The organism is Psychromonas sp. KJ10-2 (genome assembly GCF_047323255.1).
In the GTDB taxonomy this organism is placed as follows: domain Bacteria; phylum Pseudomonadota; class Gammaproteobacteria; order Enterobacterales; family Psychromonadaceae; genus Psychromonas.
In genome coordinates this window covers 1,706,893-1,732,412 of the sequence record NZ_CP178827.1, presented here as the reverse complement: position 1 = coordinate 1,732,412, position 25,520 = coordinate 1,706,893, and the positions used below count along the sequence as shown (strand labels likewise).

General features: G+C 38.3%; 23 protein-coding genes and 2 pseudogenes. 15 read left to right on the top strand and 10 right to left on the bottom strand.

Features of this window, described 5'->3' with window-relative positions:
- Positions 1-74: 74 nt before the first annotated feature.
- From ACLKL2_RS08320 to ACLKL2_RS08310, 3 genes are all read left to right on the top strand, one after another.
- Entirely contained in the window at positions 75-689 is a 615-nt protein-coding gene (locus ACLKL2_RS08320; RefSeq protein ID WP_413694044.1) for a hypothetical protein, read from the top strand.
- A gap of 46 nt (positions 690-735) precedes the next feature.
- Entirely contained in the window at positions 736-1,245 is a 510-nt protein-coding gene (gene luxS, locus ACLKL2_RS08315) for an S-ribosylhomocysteine lyase (RefSeq protein ID WP_113818307.1), read from the top strand.
- Between the two features lie 178 nt (positions 1,246-1,423).
- The gene (locus tag ACLKL2_RS08310; protein ID WP_113818306.1) at positions 1,424-2,347 is read left to right on the top strand and encodes a LysR substrate-binding domain-containing protein; all 924 of its coding nucleotides are present in this window, start codon (positions 1,424-1,426) and stop codon (positions 2,345-2,347) included.
- A 29-nt stretch (positions 2,348-2,376) separates the two neighbouring features.
- On the opposite strand, the gene focA is transcribed toward ACLKL2_RS08310, so the two are convergent.
- Both focA and ACLKL2_RS08300 read right to left on the bottom strand, forming a co-directional pair.
- Positions 2,377-3,897 (bottom strand): formate transporter FocA, encoded by a 1,521-nt coding sequence (focA, locus tag ACLKL2_RS08305; RefSeq protein ID WP_413694043.1) that lies wholly within the window; start codon positions 3,895-3,897, stop codon positions 2,377-2,379.
- Positions 3,898-4,228: 331 nt separating this feature from the next.
- Positions 4,229-5,506 carry an HlyC/CorC family transporter gene (locus ACLKL2_RS08300; protein ID WP_413694042.1) on the bottom strand — a complete coding sequence of 426 codons (1,278 nt, stop codon included), beginning with the start codon at positions 5,504-5,506 and terminating at the stop codon, positions 4,229-4,231.
- A gap of 328 nt (positions 5,507-5,834) precedes the next feature.
- Here ACLKL2_RS08300 and ACLKL2_RS08295 point away from each other — a divergent pair, with 328 nt between their 5' ends.
- The gene (locus tag ACLKL2_RS08295; RefSeq protein WP_220149645.1) at positions 5,835-6,578 is read left to right on the top strand and encodes an endonuclease; all 744 of its coding nucleotides are present in this window, start codon (positions 5,835-5,837) and stop codon (positions 6,576-6,578) included.
- Between the two features lie 64 nt (positions 6,579-6,642).
- Here the strand turns inward: ACLKL2_RS08295 and ACLKL2_RS08290 are convergent, their stop codons facing one another.
- The gene (locus tag ACLKL2_RS08290; RefSeq protein ID WP_113818302.1) at positions 6,643-7,437 is read right to left on the bottom strand and encodes a cytochrome C assembly family protein; all 795 of its coding nucleotides are present in this window, start codon (positions 7,435-7,437) and stop codon (positions 6,643-6,645) included.
- Between the two features lie 299 nt (positions 7,438-7,736).
- Here ACLKL2_RS08290 and ffh point away from each other — a divergent pair.
- The 7 genes and pseudogenes from ffh to hldE all read left to right on the top strand — a co-directional run bounded on the left by ffh (position 7,737) and on the right by hldE (position 13,513).
- Positions 7,737-9,169: pseudogene (gene ffh, locus ACLKL2_RS08285) on the top strand (signal recognition particle protein).
- A 208-nt stretch (positions 9,170-9,377) separates the two neighbouring features.
- Complete coding sequence (gene rpsP / locus ACLKL2_RS08280) at positions 9,378-9,626, top strand: 30S ribosomal protein S16 (protein WP_113818300.1); 249 nt, start codon at positions 9,378-9,380, stop codon at positions 9,624-9,626.
- A 26-nt stretch (positions 9,627-9,652) separates the two neighbouring features.
- Positions 9,653-10,180, top strand: a complete 528-nt coding sequence (gene rimM / locus ACLKL2_RS08275; protein WP_113818299.1) for a ribosome maturation factor RimM — start codon at positions 9,653-9,655, stop codon at positions 10,178-10,180.
- 19 nt (positions 10,181-10,199) lie between these two features.
- Positions 10,200-10,946 carry a tRNA (guanosine(37)-N1)-methyltransferase TrmD gene (gene trmD, locus ACLKL2_RS08270; RefSeq protein ID WP_113818298.1) on the top strand — a complete coding sequence of 249 codons (747 nt, stop codon included), beginning with the start codon at positions 10,200-10,202 and terminating at the stop codon, positions 10,944-10,946.
- 42 nt (positions 10,947-10,988) lie between these two features.
- Complete coding sequence (gene rplS / locus ACLKL2_RS08265) at positions 10,989-11,339, top strand: 50S ribosomal protein L19 (protein WP_113818297.1); 351 nt, start codon at positions 10,989-10,991, stop codon at positions 11,337-11,339.
- Between the two features lie 282 nt (positions 11,340-11,621).
- A complete protein-coding gene (locus tag ACLKL2_RS08260) occupies positions 11,622-11,993 on the top strand; it encodes a YbaN family protein (RefSeq protein WP_113818296.1) in 372 nt (123 codons plus the stop codon).
- A 92-nt stretch (positions 11,994-12,085) separates the two neighbouring features.
- Positions 12,086-13,513, top strand: a complete 1,428-nt coding sequence (gene hldE / locus ACLKL2_RS08255) for a bifunctional D-glycero-beta-D-manno-heptose-7-phosphate kinase/D-glycero-beta-D-manno-heptose 1-phosphate adenylyltransferase HldE (RefSeq protein WP_413694041.1) — start codon at positions 12,086-12,088, stop codon at positions 13,511-13,513.
- A 95-nt stretch (positions 13,514-13,608) separates the two neighbouring features.
- On the opposite strand, the gene ACLKL2_RS08250 is transcribed toward hldE, so the two are convergent.
- The gene (locus ACLKL2_RS08250) at positions 13,609-14,946 is read right to left on the bottom strand and encodes a TolC family outer membrane protein (protein ID WP_113818294.1); all 1,338 of its coding nucleotides are present in this window, start codon (positions 14,944-14,946) and stop codon (positions 13,609-13,611) included.
- A 539-nt stretch (positions 14,947-15,485) separates the two neighbouring features.
- Between ACLKL2_RS08250 and nudF the strand changes: the two are divergent.
- The 4 genes and pseudogenes from nudF (at position 15,486) to parE (ending at position 19,688) form a co-directional block, all read left to right on the top strand.
- Positions 15,486-16,087 (top strand): annotated as a pseudogene (gene nudF / locus ACLKL2_RS08245) (ADP-ribose diphosphatase).
- Between the two features lie 172 nt (positions 16,088-16,259).
- On the top strand, positions 16,260-17,096 hold the full coding sequence (gene cpdA / locus ACLKL2_RS08240) for a 3',5'-cyclic-AMP phosphodiesterase (protein WP_413694040.1): 837 nt from the start codon (positions 16,260-16,262) through the stop codon (positions 17,094-17,096).
- Between the two features lie 19 nt (positions 17,097-17,115).
- The gene (locus tag ACLKL2_RS08235; protein WP_413694039.1) at positions 17,116-17,703 is read left to right on the top strand and encodes a YqiA/YcfP family alpha/beta fold hydrolase; all 588 of its coding nucleotides are present in this window, start codon (positions 17,116-17,118) and stop codon (positions 17,701-17,703) included.
- Between the two features lie 95 nt (positions 17,704-17,798).
- On the top strand, positions 17,799-19,688 hold the full coding sequence (gene parE, locus ACLKL2_RS08230) for a DNA topoisomerase IV subunit B (RefSeq protein WP_113820261.1): 1,890 nt from the start codon (positions 17,799-17,801) through the stop codon (positions 19,686-19,688).
- 155 nt (positions 19,689-19,843) lie between these two features.
- On the opposite strand, the gene ACLKL2_RS08225 is transcribed toward parE, so the two are convergent.
- The 6 genes from ACLKL2_RS08225 to ilvA all read right to left on the bottom strand — a co-directional run bounded on the left by ACLKL2_RS08225 (position 19,844) and on the right by ilvA (position 25,498).
- Positions 19,844-20,122 (bottom strand): ricin-type beta-trefoil lectin domain protein, encoded by a 279-nt coding sequence (locus tag ACLKL2_RS08225; protein ID WP_413694038.1) that lies wholly within the window; start codon positions 20,120-20,122, stop codon positions 19,844-19,846.
- Positions 20,092-20,376: a hypothetical protein gene (locus ACLKL2_RS08220; RefSeq protein ID WP_413694037.1), complete on the bottom strand. Its 285-nt coding sequence runs from the start codon at positions 20,374-20,376 to the stop codon at positions 20,092-20,094. Before ACLKL2_RS08220 ends, ACLKL2_RS08225 begins: the two co-directional genes overlap by 31 nt.
- Positions 20,377-20,650: 274 nt before the next feature.
- Positions 20,651-21,835, bottom strand: a complete 1,185-nt coding sequence (locus tag ACLKL2_RS08215) for an energy transducer TonB (RefSeq protein ID WP_413694036.1) — start codon at positions 21,833-21,835, stop codon at positions 20,651-20,653.
- A 39-nt stretch (positions 21,836-21,874) separates the two neighbouring features.
- Positions 21,875-22,786, bottom strand: coding sequence for a MotA/TolQ/ExbB proton channel family protein (locus tag ACLKL2_RS08210; protein ID WP_413694035.1), 912 nt, complete (start codon positions 22,784-22,786; stop codon positions 21,875-21,877).
- A gap of 90 nt (positions 22,787-22,876) precedes the next feature.
- On the bottom strand, positions 22,877-23,950 hold the full coding sequence (locus tag ACLKL2_RS08205) for a potassium channel family protein (protein WP_413694034.1): 1,074 nt from the start codon (positions 23,948-23,950) through the stop codon (positions 22,877-22,879).
- Positions 23,951-23,959: 9 nt separating this feature from the next.
- Positions 23,960-25,498, bottom strand: coding sequence for a threonine ammonia-lyase, biosynthetic (ilvA, locus tag ACLKL2_RS08200; protein WP_113819024.1), 1,539 nt, complete (start codon positions 25,496-25,498; stop codon positions 23,960-23,962).
- Between the last annotated feature and the right edge of the window lie 22 nt (positions 25,499-25,520).

The window sequence follows — 25,520 nt, the reverse complement described above, 5'->3', positions numbered from 1 at the left end:
TGATTGGTTTATTTAATAACCTGTAACGTCATCTTATAATGAGTATCTTGCCAGTAAATAGGAAATCAAATCAGATGTATTTAGTTAAAAAATTAAGTCTGTTACTTTTCCCATTATCATTAATGGCTTGCTCTACTGCTCCACCAGAAAACCCTGAAAATATTTGTGATATCTTTTTTGAGTACCGTGATTGGTACACAGCTTCAAAAGAGATGAATGAACGTTGGGGTACGCCTATTCATGTGCCGATGGCCATGATGTATCAAGAAAGTAGTTTTAAACATGATGCTGCTCCACCGATGGAGTATTTTTGGTTTATCCCCATTGGCCGAGTTAGTGATGCCTATGGTTATGCTCAAGCTCGCGATGCGGCTTGGGGCGATTATCAGAGAGAATCAGGCAATAGTTGGTCAGATCGTGATGACTTTGATGATGCCATCGACTTCATGGGATGGTTTACTTATAAGACCCATAAAATAAATGGTATTTCAAAGTGGGATGCATATAACCAGTATTTGAATTATCATGAGGGCTGGACAGGTTATAAAAATAAAACCTATAACCAGAAGGCTTGGTTGATTAATGTATCAAAACAAGTGGATGCACGTTCCAAGCGTTATGCAACACAGTTAAGAGGTTGCCAAGAAAATTTAGATTCAAGTTGGTTATGGCGTTTATTTTTCACATAACGAGCTGAACACGATTAAAACACCTAACTTAGTAAAAGGAAAGACCATGCCATTATTAGATAGCTTTACCGTTGATCATACGATCATGAAAGCACCAGCTGTGCGTATTGCTAAAACAATGCAAACGCCAAGCAAAGATACAATTACTGTATTTGATTTACGCTTTACCGCACCTAATAAGGATATTTTATCAGAGAAGGGTATTCATACACTTGAGCATCTTTATGCTGGATTTATGCGTGATCACCTAAACAGCGATAAAGTAGAGATTATTGATATCTCACCAATGGGGTGTCGTACCGGTTTTTACATGAGCCTTATTGGCGCGCCAACAGAAGATCAAGTGGGTAAGGCTTGGTTAGCGGCCATGCAAGACGTATTAAACGTTGCCGATCAAAATGAAATTCCTGAGTTAAACGAATATCAATGTGGTACCTATGCAATGCACTCGCTTGAAGAAGCAAAAGAAATTGCACAAGCAATTATAGATGCGGGTATTGGTGTAAATAAAAATGATGATATCTCTTTATCAGAAGCGCAATTACAAGCTCTGTAATTCTACAGATTAACCGTTTATTGTTCTAAAAGGCTGCTTTGCAGCCTTTTTATTGTTAGTAAAAACAACCTCCTATCTTCCTTATTTAATCACCTAATATTCAGTTACTTGTTTCATATCAAGTATCAAAATAATTGATAGTTTACATTGATAGCAAATCAACTAGCTATGAAACAATATGAAATACACATTGAAACAACTGCAAGTTTTTAATGCCATCGCCAGTAATCAAGGGGTCAGTAGGGCTGCCGATGAGTTATGCATGACACAATCTGCTGTTAGCATGTCTTTAGCTCAATTAGAAAACCTATTGGATAGGCCTTTGTTTATTCGTCATGGAAACCGCTTAACCTTAAGCCATTGGGGACGTTGGCTAAGGCCACAAGCTAGAAAACTCATTCAAAACGCAGAACAAATCGAACAAGGTTTAAAGGATCAGAATTTGATTAGCGGTTCTTTGTCATTATGTGCAAGCCAAACACCTGCTAAGCACCTCTTACCACGTTTAATCAGCAATATTGATAGTGACTTCCCCGAATTACGTATTGAGCTAACGGTTAAGAACAGTGAAGAGGTGATTCGAGGGTTATTAAATCATGAGTTTGAATTAGGCATTATTGAAGCAAGAAATGATGATAGCAGGGTAATGCAAGAAGCAATCGTAGATGATCATCTAGTGGTTTTCACTAACCCTTATCACCCTTATGCAAACGATCAAAAAGTGAATTTAGCACGTTTGGAGCAAGCTCGTTGGATATTACGAGAACACGGCTCTGGCACAAGAAGGATCTTTGAAAGTGCAGTTTATGGATTAATAGAACAGCTAGACGTGTGGAAGGAATATGAAAGTGTTGCTGTGATCAAGGAGTTAGTCAAAAATGGTGTGTATTTGGGATGCTTGCCGTTATTGGATGTTCATCAAGAAGTCGCTAGTGGGGAGTTGGTTATTTTAGATACGCCGGATTTGAATATGCAACGTAGTTTATCCTTTGTCTGGTTAAATGAGCTAGGGGATAACCCTTTAAAAGAGTGCGTGATGACCGAGGCAAAAAGATTAGTGCGCGACGCAAAGAAAAATAAGGTTAAGCATTTTTATGATTAACCTTATGTTATTCAGCTAGATATAAAGCGTTAAGCTGCTTGGTGCGAATGCTGTGTCGCTGGTTCCGTTTGCTTAGTGTCTGGTGTTAAGTCACTTAATAAATAGTCGGTGATATGTTGGCGGCTAATCGTTGCAACGACTTTATCATTTTCTATTACTGGGTAAATAGAAGGGCGTTTAGCGGCTGCTTTGTTAAGGCGTTGTTGATAGTCTAGATATTGGCTAGAGAGTAATACACCTGAGTCACTGACTGGGTAAAGGATCGTTTTATCTACAGTCATAAACTCAATCAGTTCTGACACGCTTTGCTCCGGTGTCACACTGAGTACCTCTGTTTGCATTACATCGTTTACCGTTAATTCACTGTCTAGTTCAAAATCGTTAGCCCACCATGAGCGTAATAAATCCTGCTCCGAGACAAAACCTACTAAGTTATTGTCTGCATTAACAACCACAGCGCCACGTACCTTATGTGTTGATAATTGAAGTAGCGCGGCTGTGGCACTTTGTTGCGCAGTTAACGTTACTGCTTGTGTGTCCATAAGTTGGGCTACGGTTAATTGTGTAAGTGATGAATTTTTCATGATTGAAACTCCTTGTGATGGAAGGTGAATAGCTGCTGATGTAGCTGTATATATATTTGCTTTATGTGTTGTTGTTGAAGTATCTGTGGGGGTTAAAGGGGTTGGTGTTGCGTCATAAATAAACCAGTACCCTAACCCAACCATCACTCCTCCTCCGACTATATTGCCGAGTGTCACTGGGATTAGATTGCTGGTAATAAAATGGCTCACTGTTAAGTCTGCGAAGCTATTGGCGTTATATCCTAGAGATAGGAGGTATTCAGGTGATACGGTATTTTGTAAAACAATACCCAAAGGCACCATGAATAAATTGGCGATGCTATGTTCAAAGCCACTGCTTACAAACATGGCAACAGGTAATATCAGTAGTAACGATTTAGTGAGCATATCTTTGCTGCTAAATGTCATCCAAATGCCTAGACAAACCAATAGGTTACATAAAACACCTAATGAGAAAGCTTCTAACCAAGTATGATGAATTTTATGCTGGGCAAGCTTGAGGACACTTAATCCCCACTGACCTCCATCGAGTAGATACATTTTCCCACCAACAACTAATAGCAGGATTAACATCGCACCAACAAAATTGCCGATATAAACGCGTCCCCAACAAGCTAATAGCTGTTTACTGTTGAGCTTACCTTGTGCCCAGGCAACGCTACTGAGTAAGGTGCTAGTAAAAAGTTCTGCACCGCAGACAACCACTAAGATCAGGCCAAGACTAAAAGCAATACCGCCTGCTAATCTAGTTAATCCCCAGGATGAGGCATCTGATCCGGTTGTGACGGTAACGTAAAAAACAAAAGCGATGGCAATGAATATTCCGGCAAATACTGATAAGCCAAAAGAGTGCCGAATGCTTTTATTAATTTTATGTAATCCATACTGGCTCACCTCTAATAAAGGCGAGGCCAATGGCATTTTTTTGATGGTACTTTCATTTATGCTGCTAGTGGGATGATTCATATTCAATCACTAAGCCTCCGAAGTATGTGTAAAGAAAATGTTTAATTAGCGTTGTAGATTCGCTTTAAAAACAATACGACGATTAGCTTAAGAAGAATATTTGATAGTTTTTATTATCAATATCAGGAATATTGATAATAAGTTTTATGTTGGTAGGTCATATAAAACCAAGCAGGGGATATCACAGCTATTGATTGAGCTGATAAAGGAGTTGTTGTTATGGAGTGTGGTACGGGAGGTATTCGTTATTAAAGGAGATGTCAACATATCTAGCCGTGAATCTTAAATGACTAGATATGATGTCATCGATTTTTTAAATTCGCTTAGCGATTTAAACCGTTTCTTCTGTATATAGTGCAGGTAGAATTTTAACTAATTTAACCATATTATTTTCTACTTCCATGATCTCCATTGGGTAACCACAAATGCGGGTACTGACAGCAGAAGTAGGGATAGTTTCTAAGTGCTCTAAAATTAATCCATTTAATGTGCGGGGGCCATCGGTAGGTAATGACCAGCCCATCTCTTTATTAAGATCTCGGATACCAATACTACCTTCAATAATATAGCTATCGTCTTGTTGCTTATGTATCTCTTCAGAGCTGTGTGGCTCATGTGTGGTGGTAAAGTCACCCACAATTTCTTCTAGAATATCAGCTAAGGTCACTAGGCCTTGAATATCACCGTATTCGTCGACAACCAAACCCATACGTTCTTTGTTTTGCTGGAATTTGATCAACTGCGTATTGAGTGGAGTGCCTTCGGGAATAAAGTATAACTCACGCACACTTCTCAATAAGGTGGTCTTAGAGAAGTCTTCTTTCAAGAAGTTAAGTAAGGAATCACGTGCATGTAAAAAACCAATCGCCTCATCAATCGTATCGCGATATAACAAGGTCATTGTGTGTGTGCGATGCTTAAGTTGCTTTAAAATAGTTTCCCAATCTTGGTTGATATCAATGGCCGCAATTTCATTTCGTGGCACCATAATTTCATCAACAGTGACTTTTTCCAGCTCTAAAATACTTAATAACATTTGTTGATGGTGCTCTGGGATCATCGAACCCGCTTCATTCACTACTGATCTTAACTCATCACTAGAAAGCGCATGATCGCTTTGTTCGTTAACATTAATGCCAAATATGCGTAACAGACCATTAGAGATCCCATTAATACACCAAACAAATGGACTGAGTAATTTTTGTAATGGAGCGAGTAACAGCGAACTTGGAAATGCTATTTTTTCAGGGTACAAGACGGCTAACGTTTTTGGTGTTACTTCAGCAAATATAAGTATCACGAAAGTTAATACACCTGTTGCAATAGCAATACCAGCATCACCAAATAAACGTTGCCCAATAATAGTGGCAATTGCTGAGGCTAAAATATTTACCAAGTTATTGCCGATTAGGATCAGTCCAATGAGTTTATCTGGCTTGTTTAATAACTTTTCAACACGTACTGCTGTCTTATTTTTATCTTCGGCTAAGTGACGTAAGCGATAACGATTTAAAGACATCATACTGGTTTCTGAGCTTGAGAAATAAGCTGAAATGATGATTAAAATGACTAAGCTAATAAATAGTGCACTTGTAGGTATATCGTTCAAAAGTTGTCTCTATGGTTGCTTTAAAAAATAAACATGAATAACCTCGATATTAGCGAAGAAACACCGATATAACAAAGTAGATTTTCGAAAAATGAAGATTAATAATAAATTTTAGATAGAAACCATAAAAGACTTTGATAAGTTTGATTAAAGAAGAGGATTTGGCTGATTTTTTATATTTAAAAAGGATCATTACCTCCTGCAAGTTAGAAGGTTTTTTGTACAGATTATTAAGGTTAAATTAATTCCCTGTTTGCTTTCTTAATTGCTTGTTTTTTAGGCGCTTTATAGTAGATAATATGCCCTTTTTTTATAAGGGAATATAACTATCAAAACTTTTATTATTTTATCACTGTTGCCACTCTCTTTATCACTCCACGCAGAAAATACACAAATACAGTCTTTTTCCAGTGCCAAGAAGAAATTGGAAAAAGAGATCTATTTAACTTCTCAAGATCGCCATACGGTTTATTGTGATGCTGAATTTGATAGCCAAAAGAATATTATCCCGCCGAATGGATTCGAAAGTGATAAATATCAGAAGAGAGCTAAACGCATCGAATGGGAACATATTGTTCCCGCTGAGAACTTTGGGCGTAACTTTAGCGAATGGCGTAATGGCGCTGCTGTTTGTGTTACCAGTAAAGGTAAAAGCTACAAAGGACGCCGTTGTGCTGAAAAAGCCAATGAAGAATATCGTTATATGCAAGCTGATATGTATAACTTATATCCCGCGATTGGTTCTGTGAATGCAAGCCGTCGTAACTATAACTTTGTTATGTTAGGTGATGTTGAAAGTAGTAGTTTTGGTAGCTGTAAAATGAAAATTGTAAACAGTAAAGCGGAGCCTCCAGAAGCAAGCCGAGGCATTATTGCGCGTACTTATTTATATATGGATGGGTTATATACTCATTATAAAATGAGTAATCAGCAGCGCCAATTAATGAATGCTTGGAATAAAACGTATCCTGTTGATGCCTGGGAATGCGAACGAGCAAGGCGTATTAGTAAGATTCAGGGGAACAGTAATCAGGTACTTGAACAAAGCTGTAGAGAGGCTGGTTTTAATTAAGTAAAAAGGCATTAGATAATTGAGAAAGCAGCAATATTGAGTAAATGCTGCTTTCTCTTGATTGTTAAAGAATAATTTCTCGTACTATTCGACTACCGAAATAAGCGAGTGTTAATAATGAAGAACCAGCAATAGTAATGTAAATGACTAAACGCCCACGCCAGCCATTCTTATAGCGACCCCATAATAACACCGCATAAACAACCCAAGCGATCATGGTTAATAGTGCTTTATGGCCATTCTCAGATTCAAACATATCCTCTATGAAGATAAAGCCTGTGAGTAAGGTGCCGGTTAACAAAATAAAACCAATGAAAATAAGTTGGAATAAGCTTTTTTCTAACGTCATTAATGGTGGAAGATTTACTTTGCATAATAGTGTTTTATGCTTTTTTAAGCGATGATCCACATAAGCTAACTGCAGGGCAAATAAACTGGCAATAGTCATGATCGCATAAGCTAATATCGCTAATATAATATGTATCCCAAGTTGAGGATGATTCTCTAAATGGGTGATGTAATGGCTAGGTAAAAACATCACGACAATAAAGTTAATCGCGTTAAACCCATAAACAACCGGCAATAGCACTCCGGTGTTAACCTTTTTACTCATAGCAAAAGAGAGAAGGGCAATGACAAAAGTCGCTAATGATAAAACATTTAAGATAGGGAGGTTTTGCCCGTTAACCAAGAAGATATGTTGGTATAACCACACTGCATGCGTTAATAAAGCAATACTAGAGAGGCTTATCATTGGCATACTGAAAGTAGGGTTAGGATTACATGAAAAAAGCTGTCGGCTAGCTAATACGCCACTGAGGACATAAAAAACAATGCTTATAATTGCCAGTAGATCCATATGTTGTTGTACCTATTATCGTAAAGTGAAACTGTTTAAGGCTCACATTATAAGCTTTATTAAACAGATGAGAAGTTAATAGTATTTTTCATTCGTTATAAAAGCAATTATAACTATTATCATTTAGGTGTTTATATGACTGCCACATCAAAATCGCTAAATGTGCTAAATCATAAAGGGTAACGGCATTACGGGTGAGCTTCAACTAAACAATTCCAATGACTGTTCTTATTTTGCACCTTGGGTGATAACGGGTATAATAAAAGAATCCTAATAATTAATAGCAATGAGTCATAAACATGTTTGAGAACTTAACGGACAGATTGTCGAAAACGCTGAAAAATATCAGCGGCAAAGGTCGATTAACAGAAGATAATATCAAAGGTACATTACGCGAAGTGCGAATGGCACTGTTAGAAGCGGATGTAGCATTGCCTGTTGTTCGTGATTTTATTCAAGCAGTTAAAAAACGTGCTATCGGTAGAGAAGTCACTAAAACACTAAATCCAGGGCAGGCGTTTATCAAGATCGTACAAAGCGAGCTTGAATCTGCAATGGGCGAAGTTAATGAAAACTTAAATCTAGCGACTCAACCGCCAGCAGTCTTATTAATGGCCGGTTTACAAGGTGCGGGTAAAACCACCTCTGTTGCAAAGCTTTCATTATTACTAAAAAACAAAGAAAAAAATCTGTTTTAGTAGTAAGTGCCGATGTTTACCGCCCAGCGGCGATTAAACAGTTGGAAACCTTAGCATCTGAAGTTGATGTAGAGTTCTTCCCAAGTGATATCACACAAAAGCCTATTGATATTGCAAATGCCGCTATTGCACATGCGAAAAAGAAATTTATTGATGTAGTGATTGTTGATACGGCGGGTCGTTTGCACGTTGATGGCGAAATGATGGATGAAATCAAAGATCTTCATCAAGCTATTAATCCTGTTGAAACCTTGTTTGTCGTTGATGCCATGACTGGCCAAGATGCTGCAAATACAGCACAAGCGTTTAACGAAGCTTTACCACTAACAGGGGTTATCTTAACCAAAGCTGATGGTGATGCACGTGGTGGTGCTGCTTTATCTATTCGTCATATTACTGGTAAGCCTATTAAGTTTATCGGTATGGGCGAGAAGATTGATGCACTAGAACCGTTCTATCCAGATCGTATTGCTTCTCGTATCCTAGGCATGGGTGATGTTCTTTCATTAATCGAAGAACTTGAAACTAAAGTCGATAAAGATAAAGCTGCGAAATTAGCGAGTAAAGTACAAAAAGGTAAAGGTTTTGATTTAGAAGACTTCCGTGACCAGTTAGTGCAAATGAAAAGCATGGGCGGCATGATGGGCATGATGGATAAACTACCTGGTATGTCGAATGTACCTGATGCAATGAAGAGTCAAGTGAACGATAAAGCAACTAATCAAATGGAAGCGATCATTAACTCAATGACTAAAAAAGAGCGTGCTAAACCTGAAATCATTAAAGGTGGCCGTAAGCGCCGTATTGCAGCAGGTTCAGGAACGCAAATTCAAGATGTAAACAAGTTACTTAAGCAGTTTACGCAAATGCAGAAGATGATGAAAAAGATTTCTGGCAAAGGTGGGATGCGTAAAATGATGGGCGGAATGCAAGGAATGATGGGCGGCATGGGCGGTGGTATGCCTGGAATGGGTGGCGGCATGCCTGGTGGCATGAAAATGCCTCCTGGTTTAGGCGGTTTCCGCAAAAAATAAGTACCTATAACGCTTAGTTAAAGCACTCTAAAAGCCCCGTTGGAAGCGATTCAACGGGGCTTTTTGTTTTTTTAGTCTTAAGTACTCTTTGTAAATTGTGATTTTGATTGTTCTTTTCTCAAATAAGAGTATAATTTTGCGGCTTTCTACAGAAGCAGGTGGTCAGAATTCACTGACTTTCGACGTTTAACAATATAAAGAGGACGATATGGTAACTATTCGTTTAGCTCGTGGTGGCGCTAAAAAACGCCCATTCTACCAAGTGGTAGTAACTGATAGCCGTAGCCCACGTGACGGCCGTTTCCTTGAAAAAGTTGGTTTCTTTAACCCAACAGCACAAGGTCAATCAGAAAAATTACGTTTAGATACAGATCGCATCAACCATTGGGTTGGTCTTGGCGCACAGCTAAGTGATCGTGTAGCTAAATTAGTAAAAGATAACGAAGTAGCTGCTTAATTGCAGTTAGGTGAAGGGGATATTCGGTGAGCGATAAAGCACAACCAATAGAGATAGGCAAGTTTGGTGCGGTTTACGGCATCAAAGGCTGGTTAAAAGTCCACTCCTACACCGATGATCCGGAAAGTATTTTTCAATACAAACCATTGTTAATGAAATCTGCTGGTGGAGTTCAAGAAGTAATTATTACTGATTGGAAACGCCACAATAAAGGTTTTGTTGCAAAAGTAGATGGTTATGATGTTCGTGAAGAAGTACAAGCCTTAGTTGGTATTGAGCTTTTAGTGAATCCATCAAGTCTTCCTGAATTGGAAGCTGACTTTTACTGGCGAGATTTGGTCGGGTGTCAGGTTAAAACTGACAAAGGTTATCATCTTGGTGTTGTCACCGATTTGATGGAAACAGGTTCAAATGATGTACTTGTTGTAAAAGCCAACTCGAATGATGCTTTTGGGCAAAAAGAGCGGTTAATTCCGTTCATCGAAGAGCAAGTAATATCCAATGTTGATATTGCAGGCCAACTAATTACTGTTAATTGGGAACCTGATTTCTAATTACCCTAGGAGAAAAGTTATGTGGTTAGGGGTTATTAGCCTCTTCCCGGACATGTTTCGGGCCATTAGCGAAAATGGGGTAACAGGTCGAGCGATTAAAAATAACCTGATCTCTATCGAATGTTGGAATCCTCGTGATTTTACATTAGATAAACATAGAACGGTCGATGATCGTCCCTATGGTGGTGGACCTGGTATGTTGATGATGGTGCAACCTTTGCGGGATGCGATCAACGCAGCAAAACAGAGTGCAAGAGAAGCAGGGCATGAGGCAAAGGTGATTTACCTTTCTCCTCAAGGTCGACGTTTAGACCATCAAGGTGCACAGTCACTATCAAGCTCTGATGCTTTGATATTAGTGGCAGGGCGCTACGAAGGGATAGACGAACGCATAATCGAAAGCTTAATAGACGAAGAATGGTCTGTTGGTGATTATGTGTTAAGCGGTGGTGAGCTACCGGCGATGATTTTAATGGATGCTGTGGTACGTTTTGTACCGGGTGTACTAGGTCATAGTCAATCAGCTGAACAAGACTCCTTTGCGGATGGCTTGTTGGACTGTCCTCACTACACAAGACCCGAGGTGTTAGATGGAAAACAAGTGCCAAGTGTTTTATTGAGTGGTGATCACGAGAAGATTCGTCAATGGCGATTAACTCAATCATTACAACGCACGAAACAAAGAAGACCCGATTTATTACAAAACCTAGCTCTGACTGACGAGCAAGCAAAATTGCTTGCTGCTCTGGACAGTAGCTCCAACTAGACAGCGATGTTATTAGTTAACTAGGCATAAAAAGGTATAAAAATGAGCAAGATTATAGAAGCAATTGAAAACGAACAACTTCGTACAGATATCCCTGAGTTCTCTCAAGGTGATACTGTTGTTGTACGTGTTCGCGTAAAAGAAGGTGAAAAAGAGCGTCTTCAAGCATTTGAAGGTGTTGTTATTGCTAAGCGTAACCGTGGTTTACATTCAGCATTCACAGTTCGTAAAATCTCGAGCGGTGAAGGTGTTGAGCGTGTATTCCAAACTCACAGCCCACTTGTAGGAAGCGTTGAAGTTAAACGTCGCGGTCTGGTTCGCCAAGCTAAACTTTACTACTTACGTGAACTTACTGGTAAAGCTGCTCGTATTAAAGAGAAGCTAGGTAAGTAATTTCATAGTTTTAGCTTAATAAAATAAGCTGAAACATGTAAGTTGCAAATTGCTATAATAAAAAGGTCTGCTGATGCAGGCCTTTTTTTTGCTTTAATTCTTTAGCGTAATACAAGCTTTTATTATGTGAATTAAGATGTTTCTATTCAGCGAGCATTATAATACTTAATGGATAGTTTTCACTTGGCGGAGCTTGCAACCAATTGTTTTTAGTCTATTATTTTTTTAATAGTTAATTCGCTAGGCTGAAAACATGAATATGAATACCTACTGGGAGTGGGAATGAGAACGATCTTATTAAAATACACCTTATTTAGCATTGGCCTAATATCGACGATATTAGGTGCATTAGGTGTTATTTTACCGCTCTTGCCCGCCACACCTTTTTTTATACTAGCGCTATTTTGTTTTTCAAAAAGCTCTCCTAAGTTTCAACAATGGTTATTAAACTTACCGGGTATTGGTAATGACCTGAGAAACTGGCAGACACATAAAAAAATTCATAAAGAGCGTAAGCCTGCAATCTATTTGAGTGTGGTTATTAGCTTCCTTATCTCAATTACCCTATTAATAGGAAAACCACATTTACAACTTATGTTGATCACCATGATGTGTATATTACTTTTATTTATTAGACGCCTACCTGAGTATTAATCTCTATTTACCTACAAATTTGATGTTTTGAAAATGTGATTTGATGATCTCTGTGATAATCTAAGCCGATATATGGTTTAGAGATAAATAAAATGAAAATAACCCTACCTGAATATGAAAAAGCTAATGTATTAGTCGTTGGCGATGTAATGTTAGATCGCTATTGGCATGGTCCTGCAGCGCGTATTTCTCCAGAAGCCCCTGTTCCTGTTGTTAATGTGAAACAGGTTGAAGAGCGTCCAGGTGGTGCAGCTAACGTTGCCTTAAATATTGCCGCGTTAGGTGCCAAGTCAAATATCATTGGTTTAGTGGGCGCAGATGAAGCTGCTCAAGCAATTAAAGATAGCTTAAGCTCTGTTCACGTTGAAACTGACTTTGTTACGGTAAGCAGTGCGCCAACTATTACCAAGTTACGTGTATTAAGCCGTCATCAACAACTGATTCGTCTGGATTTTGAAACCTCTTTTAGTGATGTTGATAGCGCACCTATGATCGCTAATATGAGCAAAGCATTGCGTGCTAAAAATCCTGTTGTGGTGTTTTCTGATTACAACAAAGGCTCTCTGGCTGACGTACAAAAAATGATTCAAATTGCCAAGCAGCAAGGTGCAACAATATTAGTGGATCCAAAGGGGACTGATTTTGAAAAGTACCGTGGCGCTACCTTATTAACACCAAATTTATCTGAGTTTGAAGCTGTGGTTGGCACCTGTGACAATGATCAAATGTTATTTGAACGTGCCGCTCAATTGGTAAAAGATCTAGATTTAGAAGCGATGCTAGTAACACGAAGTGAACACGGCATGACGTTAATACGTGAGAATCAAGCACCTTTCCATCTCCCTACACAAGCACAAGAAGTATTTGATGTAACTGGTGCAGGTGATACGGTTATTGCTGTCTTAGCGGCTTCTATTGCTGCTGGTAGTAGTTTTGAAGATGCCTGTGCATTAGCGAATGCCGGCGCTGGTGTTGTTGTTGGTAAGATTGGTACTTCAACGGTGAATACTATTGAATTAGCTAATGCGGTATTTAGTCAGCAAGAGATTGGTTTTGGTGTCCTGTCTGAAGAGCAATTGAAGTTAGCGGTAAAATTAGCGCAACATCGCGGTGAAAAAGTCGTCATGACAAATGGCTGTTTTGATATTTTACATGCCGGTCATGTTTCCTATTTGAATACAGCAAGAGAGCAGGGTGAACGCCTTATTGTTGCAGTTAATAGTGATCAATCTGTACGCCGTTTAAAAGGTGATGGTCGACCAGTTAATCCTGTAGATCGTCGCATGGCTGTATTAGCGGGCTTAGGTGCTGTGGACTGGGTGGTTGAGTTTACTGAAGATACACCACAGCGTTTGATAGCAGGAGTTTTACCTGATCTATTAGTAAAAGGTGGTGACTATAAACCAGAAGAGATTGCCGGCGGTGAAGAAGTGATTGTTAATGGTGGTGAAGTGCGCGTTTTACAATTTAAAGATGGCTGCTCTACATCAGAAATAATTAAGACTATTCGCAATAATTAAGGCTATTCGCCATAATTAACGACTCATTAAAGCTAGGGCGTTCAGCCAATAAAAAAGGGAAGCAGTTGCTTCCCTTTTATCTATTAAATTGTTAATTAAGAGCTAGTGTCAGTCTTTTTAATCTCGTTAGTTTGCTTTGATAACCCTGCTGAAATATCAAATAGATCCTGTTCAGTTAATGTACCTGCTGATAGTTTTAGCTGTAACATGTTAATGATGTAATCGTAACGTGCATTAGCTAATAGGTTCTCAGACTCGTATAAGCTATTTGTTGCATCTAGTACATCAACAATTGTACGTGTACCTACTTCAAAGCTTGCTTCGGCGGCATCTAATGCACTTTGTGATGAAATTACACTTTGTTCATAGGCACTGATAGAACTCACAGATGCTTGAACATTGTTGTAACCACTACTGATACTCACTTCTGTACTACGGAAGGTTTCTACTAAATCTTGGCTAGCCATGACGTAGCTGTATTGTGCTTGTTTTACCTGTGATGTAATTGAACCGCCAGAGTAAATCGGCACATCTAGACTTAACCCAGCTGTTGCAGACTTTGCAGCATAAGAGCCTGAATCGTAATCATCGTAGTTGTAATCGTCGTAATCTAAATCTAATGTGAAATCAATCGTTGGACCATGCCCGGTTTCAGCTAAGTCGATATTCATTTTTGCTAATTCTTTAGCGATACGCATCGAGTGAAGCTCTAAATTATGTTCAATCGCTCTATTGCGCCACACGCTTACGTCACCTTCCAATGGTGTTGCTTGGAAGTTTTCAGTATCAAGGTAAGTGACTTGTTTTACATCTTCGCCAGTTAACTGACGTAATAGGTAGTAATTATTGGCTAACGTGTTTTTGGCTATAATTAAATCGGCAACCGTTGTGTCGTATTCAGCCTGTGCTTCATGCACGTCTGTGATAGCAATTAAACCGACATCAAAACGTTGTTGAGTTTGCTCTAATTGACGTTGAACAGCACGCTTATTTGCTTCAATAGATTTTACTGCCTCATCAGCACTCAATACATTAAAGTACGCAACTGCAACACGGTAAATTAAGTTCTGTGCTGCGTAACCATAAATCGCAGAATATTGTACTGCTTGTTTTTCAGCAATATCTGCATTTTGCCAATAAGTACCATTGTAAATCGACTGTGTTAGATCAAAGCCTGCACCGAAGTAATTATATCGGCTAGTATCTCGACTTGATTGTACTCTGTTTGCATCTAACCCAAACCCTATTTGTGGCAACAAGTCTGCTTTTGACTCATTTACTTGCTCTTTAAAAAAGTCATATTCAGCTTTGCTTTTTAAAATAACAGGGTCTTTTAGTTTCGCGGCTTCGTAAACTTGTTTTAAAGTATCTGCATTAGCAGCTAGGCTTGATAAACCTAGTAAGGTCGCTATATAAATGCGTTTTAGAGTCATGGTAAGAAGATCCTATTGGGTATATTGTTATGATACTTATTATCTTAGTAAGCTTAACAAGCACAAAGTTAAGCATGGGTTAAGCATATTATAAACTATTTTTTTGTTATCTTTATTATTGTAAATTTAAACTGAATATAAGGAATAATTAACGATCTATATTAAAAATGATGCTCAGCCTCTAGTGTCTGATCCTGTTTATAAAGATTATTTAAATGCAATAAATTGATTATTCATTCTAAGCGATTGACTTAGAGTGAAGTAAATCCATTCAAAGATAATGTTTTTTAGCATGGTGGTTTGCTTTATGTTAATGATTTTAATGGTGTTTTTGTAAGGTTATTTACATACATAATCATTAAGTTAAATCATTAAATTGTGACCAATATCCTATATCTTTTTAAAAAATGAGTAAATCGTTTATTGATGCCTATTATGCACTTTAGTATTTCAATTAAGCTATCAATCTAACCTATTTACTAGATAATTTTGTAATATTAAGTTGAGTACCTAAGCTATCATAAACGCAATAATGGAAGATGAATATGTACGATAAAAATGACGTTGAAATTGTAGCTAGTGAACCTTTGTATAAAGGTTTTTTTAAGTGTAATAAATTGACCATTCGCCATAAATTATTTTCAGGGAGTGGAACCAACCCATTCAAAGAGAATGTTTTGAAAGAGGCAAAGCGGCGGCTTTGCTTGCTTATGATAAAAAATTGGACACTGTGGTGTTAGTGGAGCAGTTTCGTCTTGGGGCAATGGACTCCCCACGATCGCCTTGGTTGTTAGAGTTAATTGCCGGCATGATCGATGAAGGGCAAACTGCTAAACAGACGGTTCTACGAGAAGCTTATGAAGAAGCTGGCTTAGCGGTGGATGATTGCCAATTTATGCTAAGTTATTATGTTAGTCCGGGAGGCTCTACGGAAACCGTTGACCTATTCATTGCCAATGTGGATAGCAGTAATGTACAAGGTGTATTTGGTTTAGCTGATGAAGGTGAAGATATTCGAGTACATGTAGTAGCACGAGAGGAAGCTTATCAATGGGTAACCAGCGGTAAAATAGATAATGCGATTACCATTATCGGTTTACAGTGGTTACAACTGAACTATAAAGACGGACTAAATATCTAACTAAATATACAATTTTTACGTTTCATTTCTCGGAAATGTGGCACTGTCGACATTTTTGGTGATTAAATCATTTTCATTTTTTTGACGATGGTAAAATAAATAACTTAAATCTAACTAAAACCACTGGTTTTTGTGGTGTTTTTTCATTTTAGCAGAGCGAAATAGATAATAAATGAATGGTGTAAATCAGACAGTTGTAAACCTAGTGCCTGACTCTACGGGTGATATTAAGTTACTACAAATTACCGATACTCACCTTTTTGCTGATTGTGAAAAAGATTTGTTAGGTATTAAAACCGTCGCAAGTTATGACGCAATCATTGAACACGCTGCTAAATATGCAGGGCAATGTGCTGCAGTGTTATGTACGGGTGATCTATCTCAAGACCATTCTGCACAATCTTATGTGGACTTTAGTGAGCGTATCAAAACCTTATCTATGCCTTGTTATTGGTTACCTGGTAACCATGATATGCAAGAGATCATGCTACCGTCATTATTAGCTGAAGGGTTAGCGCAAGCCAAACAAATTGTTAGTGAACATTGGCAGATCATTTTGTTAGATTCTCAAGTATCTGGTGTGCCTTATGGCCACTTAAGTGACTCACAACTCTCTTTTCTGCAGCAAAAGTTACAACAGTACCCAGATAAACATACTCTGATTGCCGTGCATCACCATGTATTACCGGTTGGTGCAGCCTGGTTAGACCAACACATTCTTAAAAATAACGAGCAATTTATCGCGCTCATTAGTCAATTTGATAACGTTAATGCCGTGTTATCCGGCCATGTTCATCAATCATTTGATCAAGTTAAAAATAATGTTCGCTATATCACCAGCCCATCTACTTGTGTGCAATTTAAGCCACAAAGTGATGATTTTGCTGTAGATGATAAACCGCCTGGATATCGCTATTTAGTCTTAAAAAAGTCAGGTAAAATAGACACACAAGTAGAGCGCCTTAACCCTGGTAAATTTACAACGGATGAGAACGCAACAGGTTATTAATATTAAATAAAGAGGTAAAATGAGAGACCCTAACATAACTAAAGTTTTGCTTTCGTTACATGGTTTTCATAGTTCTCCAGGTTCACTAAAAGCGCAGCAAATGCGTGAATACTTACAATCAGAACACCCCGATATCCATTTTATCTGTCCGCAACTTCCCGTTTTCCCTGAGCAAATGTGGCAAACTATTGAGTCGATTTTTAACCAATATGAAGGTTGTGAGATTGCAGTAATGGGCAGCTCTTTAGGTGGATTCTTGGCGACTAACGTTGCCCAGCAATATGCCGCGAAAGTGATTTTGATTAACCCAGCAGTGACACCGGATCTATTATTAACACGTTATCAAGGTGAGCAGACTCATCCTCATTTATTGGAAAACTATTTTATCGATCAAGATTATGTTCAACAGTTAGTTGCTTTGAACGTTGATCTGATAAATCTCCCTAAAAATATTTGGGTATTATTACAAGAAAACGATGAAGTATTGGACTATAGAGAAGCATTAAAAAAGTACGCTCAGTGTAAAATAACTTGTGAAAAGGGTGGTGATCATAGCTTTATTGGTTTCGAACGTTACTTAGCAGAAATAATTCACTTTCTTTATTAAATACATACAATCAATATATTTGTTCTGTGTTAACTTAAGCACAGAAAAATAACCCAAGATCAACACTACATAATAGACGTCAAATAGGTGCATGCATGAGCGAACAATATAATTCAGATTCCATTGAAGTATTAAACGGGTTAGATCCCGTTCGTCATCGACCAGGCATGTACACAGAAACTAATCGTCCTAATCACTTAGGGCAAGAAGTTATTGATAACTCGGTGGATGAAGCTTTAGCGGGCCATGCCAGTTCGATTCAAGTTATTCTGCATGAAGACCAATCCTTAGAAGTTATAGATGATGGGCGTGGTATGCCTATTGATATTCACCCAGAAGAGAAAATATCAGGGGTGGAGCTGATCTTTTGTAAGTTACACGCAGGTGGTAAATTCTCTGGTAAAAACTATGAAATATCTGGTGGTTTGCATGGTGTAGGTATTTCAGTTGTGAACGCACTTTCTACACGTGTTGATGTACAAATTCGTCGTGATGCTAAAGTCTTCCATATTGCTTTTGAAAATGGCGAAAAAGTCGAAGAGTTAAGTGAAGTAGGCACCTGTGGTAAACGCAATACTGGTACCAGTGTTCATTTTAGACCAGACCCAAAATACTTTGATAGCTTTAAATTCTCAGTTTCTCGTTTATTGCACCTGTTAAAAGCCAAGGCAGTGTTATGTCCTGGTCTAAGTATTAAATTTAAAGATCGTGTTAATAAAAATAACTATGAATGGTGTTATCAAGATGGTCTCAATGATTATTTATTAGAAGCCGTTGCTGAAAACGAATTACTTCCCTCTGCACCTTTTGTTGGTAAGTTCTCAGCGAATAGCGAAATGGCTGACTGGGCGGTAGTGTGGTTACCAGAAGGCGGCGATTCAATTACTGAGAGTTATGTAAACCTTATTCCAACAGCACAGGGCGGGACACATGTAAATGGTTTCCGCCAAGGTTTGTTAGATGCAATGCGTGAGTTCTGTGATATTCGTAATCTCCTTCCACGTGGTTTGAAATTGAGTCCAGAAGATATCTGGGACAAATGTAGTTATATTCTTTCGGTTAAAATTAAAGAGCCGCAATTTGCCGGGCAAACTAAAGAACGTCTATCTTCAAGACAATGTGCAGTGTTTGTTTCTGGAGTGGTTAAAGATGCGTTTAGTCTATGGTTGAATGCCAATGTCAGTGAAGCAGAAGCGCTAGCTGATTTTTGTATTAACAATGCCCAAACACGTAATCGTAAAAGTAAAAAGGTTGCTCGTAAGAAGGTCACACAAGGGCCTGCATTACCGGGTAAGTTAACCGATTGTTCGACTCAAGATCCGGAGCGTGGTGAACTGTTCTTAGTGGAGGGTGACTCAGCTGGCGGTAGTGCAAAACAAGCTCGAGATAGAGACTTCCAAGCGATTATGCCATTGCGCGGTAAGATCAAGAATACATGGGAAGATGAGTCAGATATTATTTTAAACTCTGAAGAGATCCATAATATCTCTGTTGCTATTGGTATTGACCCTGCTTCTAGTGATTTATCGGCGTTACGTTATGGAAAAATATGTATCTTAGCCGATGCCGATTCCGATGGGCTACATATTGCAACACTGATTTGTGCGCTATTTGTAAAACACTTTAGAGCGGTTGTTGATGCTGGCCACTTTTATGTTGCTATGCCTCCCTTATATCGTATTGATATTGGTAAAGAGGTTTACTATGCACTAGATGAAGGTGAAAAGAACGGTATTTTAGATCGTATTGAAGCGGAAAAGAAACGCGGGAAAGTTAACGTACAGCGATTTAAAGGTCTGGGTGAAATGAATCCCCTGCAGTTACGAGAAACTACCATGGACCCTAATACTCGTCGTCTAGTACAACTCACCATTGAAGATGCTGACAAAATGTTAGAAGTCATGGATATGCTGCTGGCTAAAAAGCGGGCGAGTGATCGTAAAACATGGTTAGAAGAAAGTGGTGATATGGCTGCCATTGATTAATATAATCGATTAGCAATGATTAAATAATGAATACCTTTTCATTCATTATCGAAGATTAACTAAGTTAATCTTCGATAAATTCAATTTATGCCTGAAAGTAAGTTATTTTTTACATGAAACTTAGCTTTCTTATTCAATACAACTGCTATCACCGTTTAAATGCCCGTGCGAGTAAACCATTGCTGAAAAATAGCTCGGTCTGGGCTGCATTTATGTAAGGTGAGATCTTTTATTTGATGGTTAGAAGTACCTTGAAGACCTCGGCGTGTTGATAGTGATGCAGTAAAGCATAATGATTCATCGGCAAGTGGGCGGATGGTTCCATCACCTAAAAGTGAAATTTGCTGTAGCTTGTTTTGGTCGCAGTTATGAAGTGTGACTTGTGCGCCTTCGATTGCTTCCGTCACTTGAGCGCAAACGTTAAACTCTGGCATATATAACTTATCTTCACTAAGCTTCTCAGTAGTAAATCTGAACCCAGAGCTCCCTTATAGCTATAACAAGTGTGTACTTGTAAGCCATTGGCTGGATCTATGTTTTTACCTCCACCACTGATATCTAAACAATAACCATTTAAATATCCATCGAGGTTATGTTTTAATGCGATTTCGACATTGTCAGCATGCATTGAAGTGGTCGTTGCTACAGCCAGTAAGCCGGTTAACCCTACAATTGAATGTTTCATCATTATAGTTTCCCGTGAGTTTGTGGCTAATACCAATTGTATTAAATAACTGATCTAAATTTTGCGCCGGAAAAATGGCTTAGTTAGAGGCGTAAGTTGATGTAAATGGTTGTTCCCTATACGAAACTTACAACGAAAAATAAGTTGTTTTAACAAGTAAAATAGATCAGTTACTTACTATGATTGGTATAACATTAGCTCAATTAATTAATGTAATTGCGATTATAAGGGTAACAGCTTAACTAATTTGGGAACCCTATACTGTAGACTTGATCGACTACTTATAACTGAATGAAAATATTTGTTTACTAGATACTTTATCTTGTCCTTGTAAGCTAGGCATAAAACGCTCTTGTGCAATAAATTCAATTACCGCTTCATCTAACTCTTTAGAGCCACTAGATTTTAAAATCTCAGTCTCCTTGGTGCTACCTGTAGGCAATACGGTCATAGAGGCAACAACTTGTCCTTTTTGGTTAAGTTTTGCAGCTACAGCAGGGTAGTCGGGCTTTTTACCGGAAATCGCCACTGCTTCAGGTAATTGACGAGTCTCACTTAACGTTAGCAAGCTCTTATCAACTTTGGGCTTAAAAGTAGGTTTTGTTGTTTTGCGAGTAACGGATACCTTATCACTATTTTTTGGGGAAGTTGTTTTTAATGTTTTTGCTACTGTTGTTACTACAGTTGCTGTTTTTTTACTGACTTTTACAGGTTGGGGGCTGGTGGTTTTTCTCACCTGTTTTTGCTTAGGTAACTCAGGTAAGTTAACTATTTCTTGTTCAAATAACTCCGCTTTTAATAGTGCTGCGTCATCTGCTTTGTGTGTATCGATATTGACTAAATACAGTTGAGTGCTTAGCTTTTCTTTATCTTGGTTATTAGTTGGTTTGGTTAAGCTATTCTTAACAATAACTTTTTTATTTTCAATAATTTCTAACTGTTCTGTGTTCGTTAGCTTGTCTGAACTTGACTCTTTAGGAGCAAACTCTGTAGACGACGGTTCAATGGTTGAAGCTTCTACTATCGCTTCTGTGGTTAAGCTTGTTGTTGCAACGGGCGTTGAAATTTTTCTGTCTTGCTCTACTGAGTTTTCCGCTAAGGCTAATTGTATTGGCTTAACGCTATTGTTTACAATCTCAGTAATATTTTCTCGGTGGCTTGTTTCAATTTTTATGTTAGCAGGTTGTTGGTTTATTAGGGGTAAATTACCGCTTTTTTCAGGTGAATGAAAATCTGCCTTGATAACATTAGGCTTTGAGTGATCTGCTGGTATATTGCTATGGTCAATTTCCATTGTTGGACTATTATTGCTTTGAAATGTTGCTTGTTGAGGCGCTGAAAGGCTCACAGAAAGCTGCTCTATGTTTTGCTCAGGTGTTTTAGTCTGGGTAAAGTAAAAGAACAAGTAATGTAATAACAGACTAATTATAATGAATGTAAAGTAATGATATGACGTTTTCATGGAATATGTTTGCTCTATCTAAACGAATTAAGTAAATGTCTATTGTAGTTTTTTTGCTTGTTCATAAGTTTGTACATCTACCAAAGATATTTCTTGGTTGTACATTTTGGCAATCGCAGCATGAGGAACACGTTTAATCTCTTCGCTTTGTTCATGAATAGCAACGTTCACTTCGTCCGTTTCATCAGAAAACTCATAATGATATGGCATCTCTTGTTGCTCAGAAACAGGTTTCGTTTCTACTTCTTTTGTTTGTTTCTCTTTTACCGGGTTTTCCACTGGTGTTTGTACTAAATGATGTTGCAAACAGATGTCATTAAACTGATGACGTATATTTTCTAAGTGTAATGTTTGTTTAATGAGTAATGAGCGGAATATTTGTTGTGGAATTAAAGTCAGTAATAAAATACCAATACTAGTGGTTAGCGGGATTAATGCTTGCGCTACACTGGCAATAATAATTGAAGTATCATGTATCTGTTGATGGCTAAATAGCTCAAAAGATTGGGTTAATATTAATAAAGCGCCTGATAAACCTAATATTGGCGAGATAAAAAGTGCTGACCTTAATAACTTTTGCCCTTTAGAAAGCAAGTTTATTTGCGCTTTTTGTGCAAAGCTAATGCGTTCTTTAGGTGAAGAAGGTAAAAGGTTGATGCTCTCTTTAAGCATAGTGAGGGCTGGTGTTGGTAGTGATTGACAAACGATTAGTGCTGCTGTTTTTTCTTGTCTCACCAATGCAGCAAAACATTCTTGAATAAGGAAGCGTTCTTTTTGTAAACGGTATACAAACCAAAAGAACAAGCGCTCCAAAATAACCACATTAGTGATCAACGATAATAACAATAATAGCCACATGACCGATCCACCTTGTTGAAACCAAGTGGGCATATGCTGTGTTATTGGATCTAACCATGGCAAAAAGTGTGATGGAGACATACCTGTACTCATTATTTGCTGCATCCTTGCATTATAAATTGAATAATATATAGAGTAATAGAAAACCAGAAAACTTCCCACTTAATTAGTGGTAGTTGTTATTTATTTGATCTCTTTCCAATTTATATCATTTTCATCAAGGCGTTCATTGGCAATATAATGAAGGTGATATCCGCTAGCAATTGAGGCTTCACTATTAGGGTTTAAATGCATCCCTTGACCACTCTTATGCATGCTATAACCAATCAGAATCATATCGTAACGATGTTTGAAGGTATCAAATAACTCTCCAAAGGTAATGCTTTTTTCAAGCTCTGGTACTAAAAAACTGTATAAAGTTGCACCGTCTAAGGTAGATAGTAATTTCTCAGTCACCTTGCTGGAGCCAGGATCTTGCATACTTCTCACCATCATCTGTGCACTGTTATCAATACTACACTCGATATTAGGACAGTGAATTTTTAATAGTTGAGCTTTTGTCTCATCAAAAAAGTGTGCGGTAATATTGGCATTTTTATCGGCAAAGGTGGCAATACTCAGTGCAATTGAAAGTGTTTCATCATCGGAATTGCCATCAATAATAATGCGTTGTGCTTTACGTAATGCAATCCTGTCTAATTCTTTAGTGTCCGAAAAGGCACCTAATTTGGCAAAAGAAACTTCTTCGACGTCAGGTAGCGGGTTTTTCATATCTTGCGTTACACATAATAAAATACGGCGCTGTTGGCGTTTTTTATCACCCAAGATCAATTGCACAATTTGATTTGTTGAATGCTCATCCCAGCATAACAAAAGAATATGGTCAGTTAAGTGTGAGTAGTCATTACTACCGTTCATATTTTTTCTCGCTATATCAATGAATAGTTGCGTTGTTTTACCAATAAAAGAAGCAAATACAATTAAACCCGATGGGATCTGCCATAGGGCGACTATTGCCTTTCCTAAATCCGTGGTTGGGCTGAAATCGCCAAAACCGACTGTTGATACCACCACCATATTATAATAAAAGAATCTGATAGGGTCAGTGGTTAACTCTGGCTCTTGTGCAAGCACAAATAAAAAATAGGTGATCAGTGCTTGCAGTATTAATAGAGCAAGCATCGCAGGCCAAGTTAATCGGCGTGTTAACTTCTGTAAAATTCTCGCTAATTGTGATGACGATAAGTAAGTACGCATATAAAAGTCTTAGCTATGTTTGGCATGTGATAAAAAGTATCGATATGCTGGATTTAATGTCTCATCCTTATAACTATAACCTAACGCGTCTAAATGTTGACTAAATTCAGCAGTTTGTGTGTCATCCAACTCAAAACCTGCAAGCACTTGCCCATAAGCTGCACCATGGTTTCGATAATGGAATAGGGTGATATTTGCATGCATGCCTAAAAGGTTTAAGAATTTTAACAGGGCGTTAGGATGCTCTGGAAACTCAAAGCTGTAGAGGCGCTCAGTCAGTTGTTGTGAAGGCACACCACCAACCATGTAACGAACATGCAATTTAGCCGTTTCATCGTGACTTAAGTCTGCTACTGAGTAACCTGCATCAGTTAAGCCTTCGGTTAAACTGCTTAGTTCATCAAAACCTTGAGGCGTACGAACACCCACAAAGATATTCGCTAACTTACTATCGCTATAACGATAATTAAACTCAGTGATCACTCGACCATCTAGTTGGTTACAGAAGGCTAAAAATGCCCCTTGTTTTTCAGGGATAGTGACGGCCAAAATACTTTCATTTTGTTCACCTAATTCACATCGTTCAGAGACGTAACGTAAGCTATGGAAATTAACGTTAGCACCACTTAAAATAGCCGTTAAGCGTTGATCTTTTAATTGATGCTGTTGTGCATATTTTTTCAAACCGGCTAATGATAATGCACCAGCGGGTTCCGCAATAGCACGTGTATCATCAAAGATATCTTTTACTGAAGCACAAATCTCATCACTGTTTACCGTGATCACTTCATCGATATATTGTTGGCATAAGCGGAAGGTTTCTTGGCCGATAGTTTTTACTGCTACACCATCTGCAAATAATCCAACCTTAGGTAATGTCACCGGTCCACCTGCTGCTAATGCCGCTTTTAAACAAGCGGCATCTTCAGGTTCAACGGCAATAATCTTGATATGTGGTAATAGTTGCTTAATATACACAGCAATACCAGCCGCTAAACCGCCGCCACCAACAGGTACGAATATTTTATCAATGTGAACATCTTGTTGTAGTAACTCTTTGCCCACTGTCCCTTGCCCCGCAATAATATCTGGATCATCAAAAGGGTGGATCAAGGTGTAACCATGTTGCTCAGCTAGCGCCAATGAATGTGCATTAGCAGCATCAAAACTTTCACCTATTAGCACAACGGTAGCGCCAAAACTACGAACAGAATTGACTTTAATATCGGGTGTGGTCTTTGGCATAACAATGGTCGCTTTCACGCCCATTTTTTGAGCTGATAAAGCAAGACCTTGTGCATGGTTACCTGCTGATGCGGCAATCACACCATTGTTTTTTTGAACATCAGTTAAACTTGCTAACTTATTATAAGCACCACGTAGCTTAAACGAGTGAACAGGCTGTAAGTCTTCTCGTTTTAGTAAAATATGATTATCTAAACGCTTAGATAATTTCTTTAACGGTTGTAGCTTAGTTTCAATAGCTGCTTCATAGATAGGCGCTAATAAGATATTTTTTAAATATTGTTCACTGCTGATGTTCGACATTACTGGCCTTGTTATTATTGTT

What these genes read in the sequence shown, in the direction of transcription:
- trmD (WP_113818298.1), top strand. Translation starts at nt 10,200, where the DNA reads ATGTGGTTAGGGGTTATTAGCCTCTTCCCGGACATGTTTCGGGCCATT.
- ACLKL2_RS08225 (WP_413694038.1), bottom strand. Translation starts at nt 20,122, where the DNA reads ATGCCAGAGTTTAACGTTTGCGCTCAAGTGACGGAAGCAATCGAAGGC.
- ACLKL2_RS08290 (WP_113818302.1), bottom strand. Translation starts at nt 7,437, where the DNA reads ATGGATCTACTGGCAATTATAAGCATTGTTTTTTATGTCCTCAGTGGC.
- ilvA (WP_113819024.1), bottom strand. Translation starts at nt 25,498, where the DNA reads ATGTCGAACATCAGCAGTGAACAATATTTAAAAAATATCTTATTAGCG.
- ACLKL2_RS08220 (WP_413694037.1), bottom strand. Translation starts at nt 20,376, where the DNA reads ATGATGAAACATTCAATTGTAGGGTTAACCGGCTTACTGGCTGTAGCA.
- ACLKL2_RS08235 (WP_413694039.1), top strand. Translation starts at nt 17,116, where the DNA reads ATGAGAGACCCTAACATAACTAAAGTTTTGCTTTCGTTACATGGTTTT.
- focA (WP_413694043.1), bottom strand. Translation starts at nt 3,897, where the DNA reads ATGAATCATCCCACTAGCAGCATAAATGAAAGTACCATCAAAAAAATG.
- rplS (WP_113818297.1), top strand. Translation starts at nt 10,989, where the DNA reads ATGAGCAAGATTATAGAAGCAATTGAAAACGAACAACTTCGTACAGAT.
- ACLKL2_RS08260 (WP_113818296.1), top strand. Translation starts at nt 11,622, where the DNA reads ATGAGAACGATCTTATTAAAATACACCTTATTTAGCATTGGCCTAATA.
- ACLKL2_RS08320 (WP_413694044.1), top strand. Translation starts at nt 75, where the DNA reads ATGTATTTAGTTAAAAAATTAAGTCTGTTACTTTTCCCATTATCATTA.
- parE (WP_113820261.1), top strand. Translation starts at nt 17,799, where the DNA reads ATGAGCGAACAATATAATTCAGATTCCATTGAAGTATTAAACGGGTTA.
- rpsP (WP_113818300.1), top strand. Translation starts at nt 9,378, where the DNA reads ATGGTAACTATTCGTTTAGCTCGTGGTGGCGCTAAAAAACGCCCATTC.
- luxS (WP_113818307.1), top strand. Translation starts at nt 736, where the DNA reads ATGCCATTATTAGATAGCTTTACCGTTGATCATACGATCATGAAAGCA.
- ACLKL2_RS08250 (WP_113818294.1), bottom strand. Translation starts at nt 14,946, where the DNA reads ATGACTCTAAAACGCATTTATATAGCGACCTTACTAGGTTTATCAAGC.
- cpdA (WP_413694040.1), top strand. Translation starts at nt 16,260, where the DNA reads ATGAATGGTGTAAATCAGACAGTTGTAAACCTAGTGCCTGACTCTACG.
- hldE (WP_413694041.1), top strand. Translation starts at nt 12,086, where the DNA reads ATGAAAATAACCCTACCTGAATATGAAAAAGCTAATGTATTAGTCGTT.
- ACLKL2_RS08310 (WP_113818306.1), top strand. Translation starts at nt 1,424, where the DNA reads ATGAAATACACATTGAAACAACTGCAAGTTTTTAATGCCATCGCCAGT.
- ACLKL2_RS08210 (WP_413694035.1), bottom strand. Translation starts at nt 22,786, where the DNA reads ATGAGTACAGGTATGTCTCCATCACACTTTTTGCCATGGTTAGATCCA.
- ACLKL2_RS08215 (WP_413694036.1), bottom strand. Translation starts at nt 21,835, where the DNA reads ATGAAAACGTCATATCATTACTTTACATTCATTATAATTAGTCTGTTA.
- ACLKL2_RS08205 (WP_413694034.1), bottom strand. Translation starts at nt 23,950, where the DNA reads ATGCGTACTTACTTATCGTCATCACAATTAGCGAGAATTTTACAGAAG.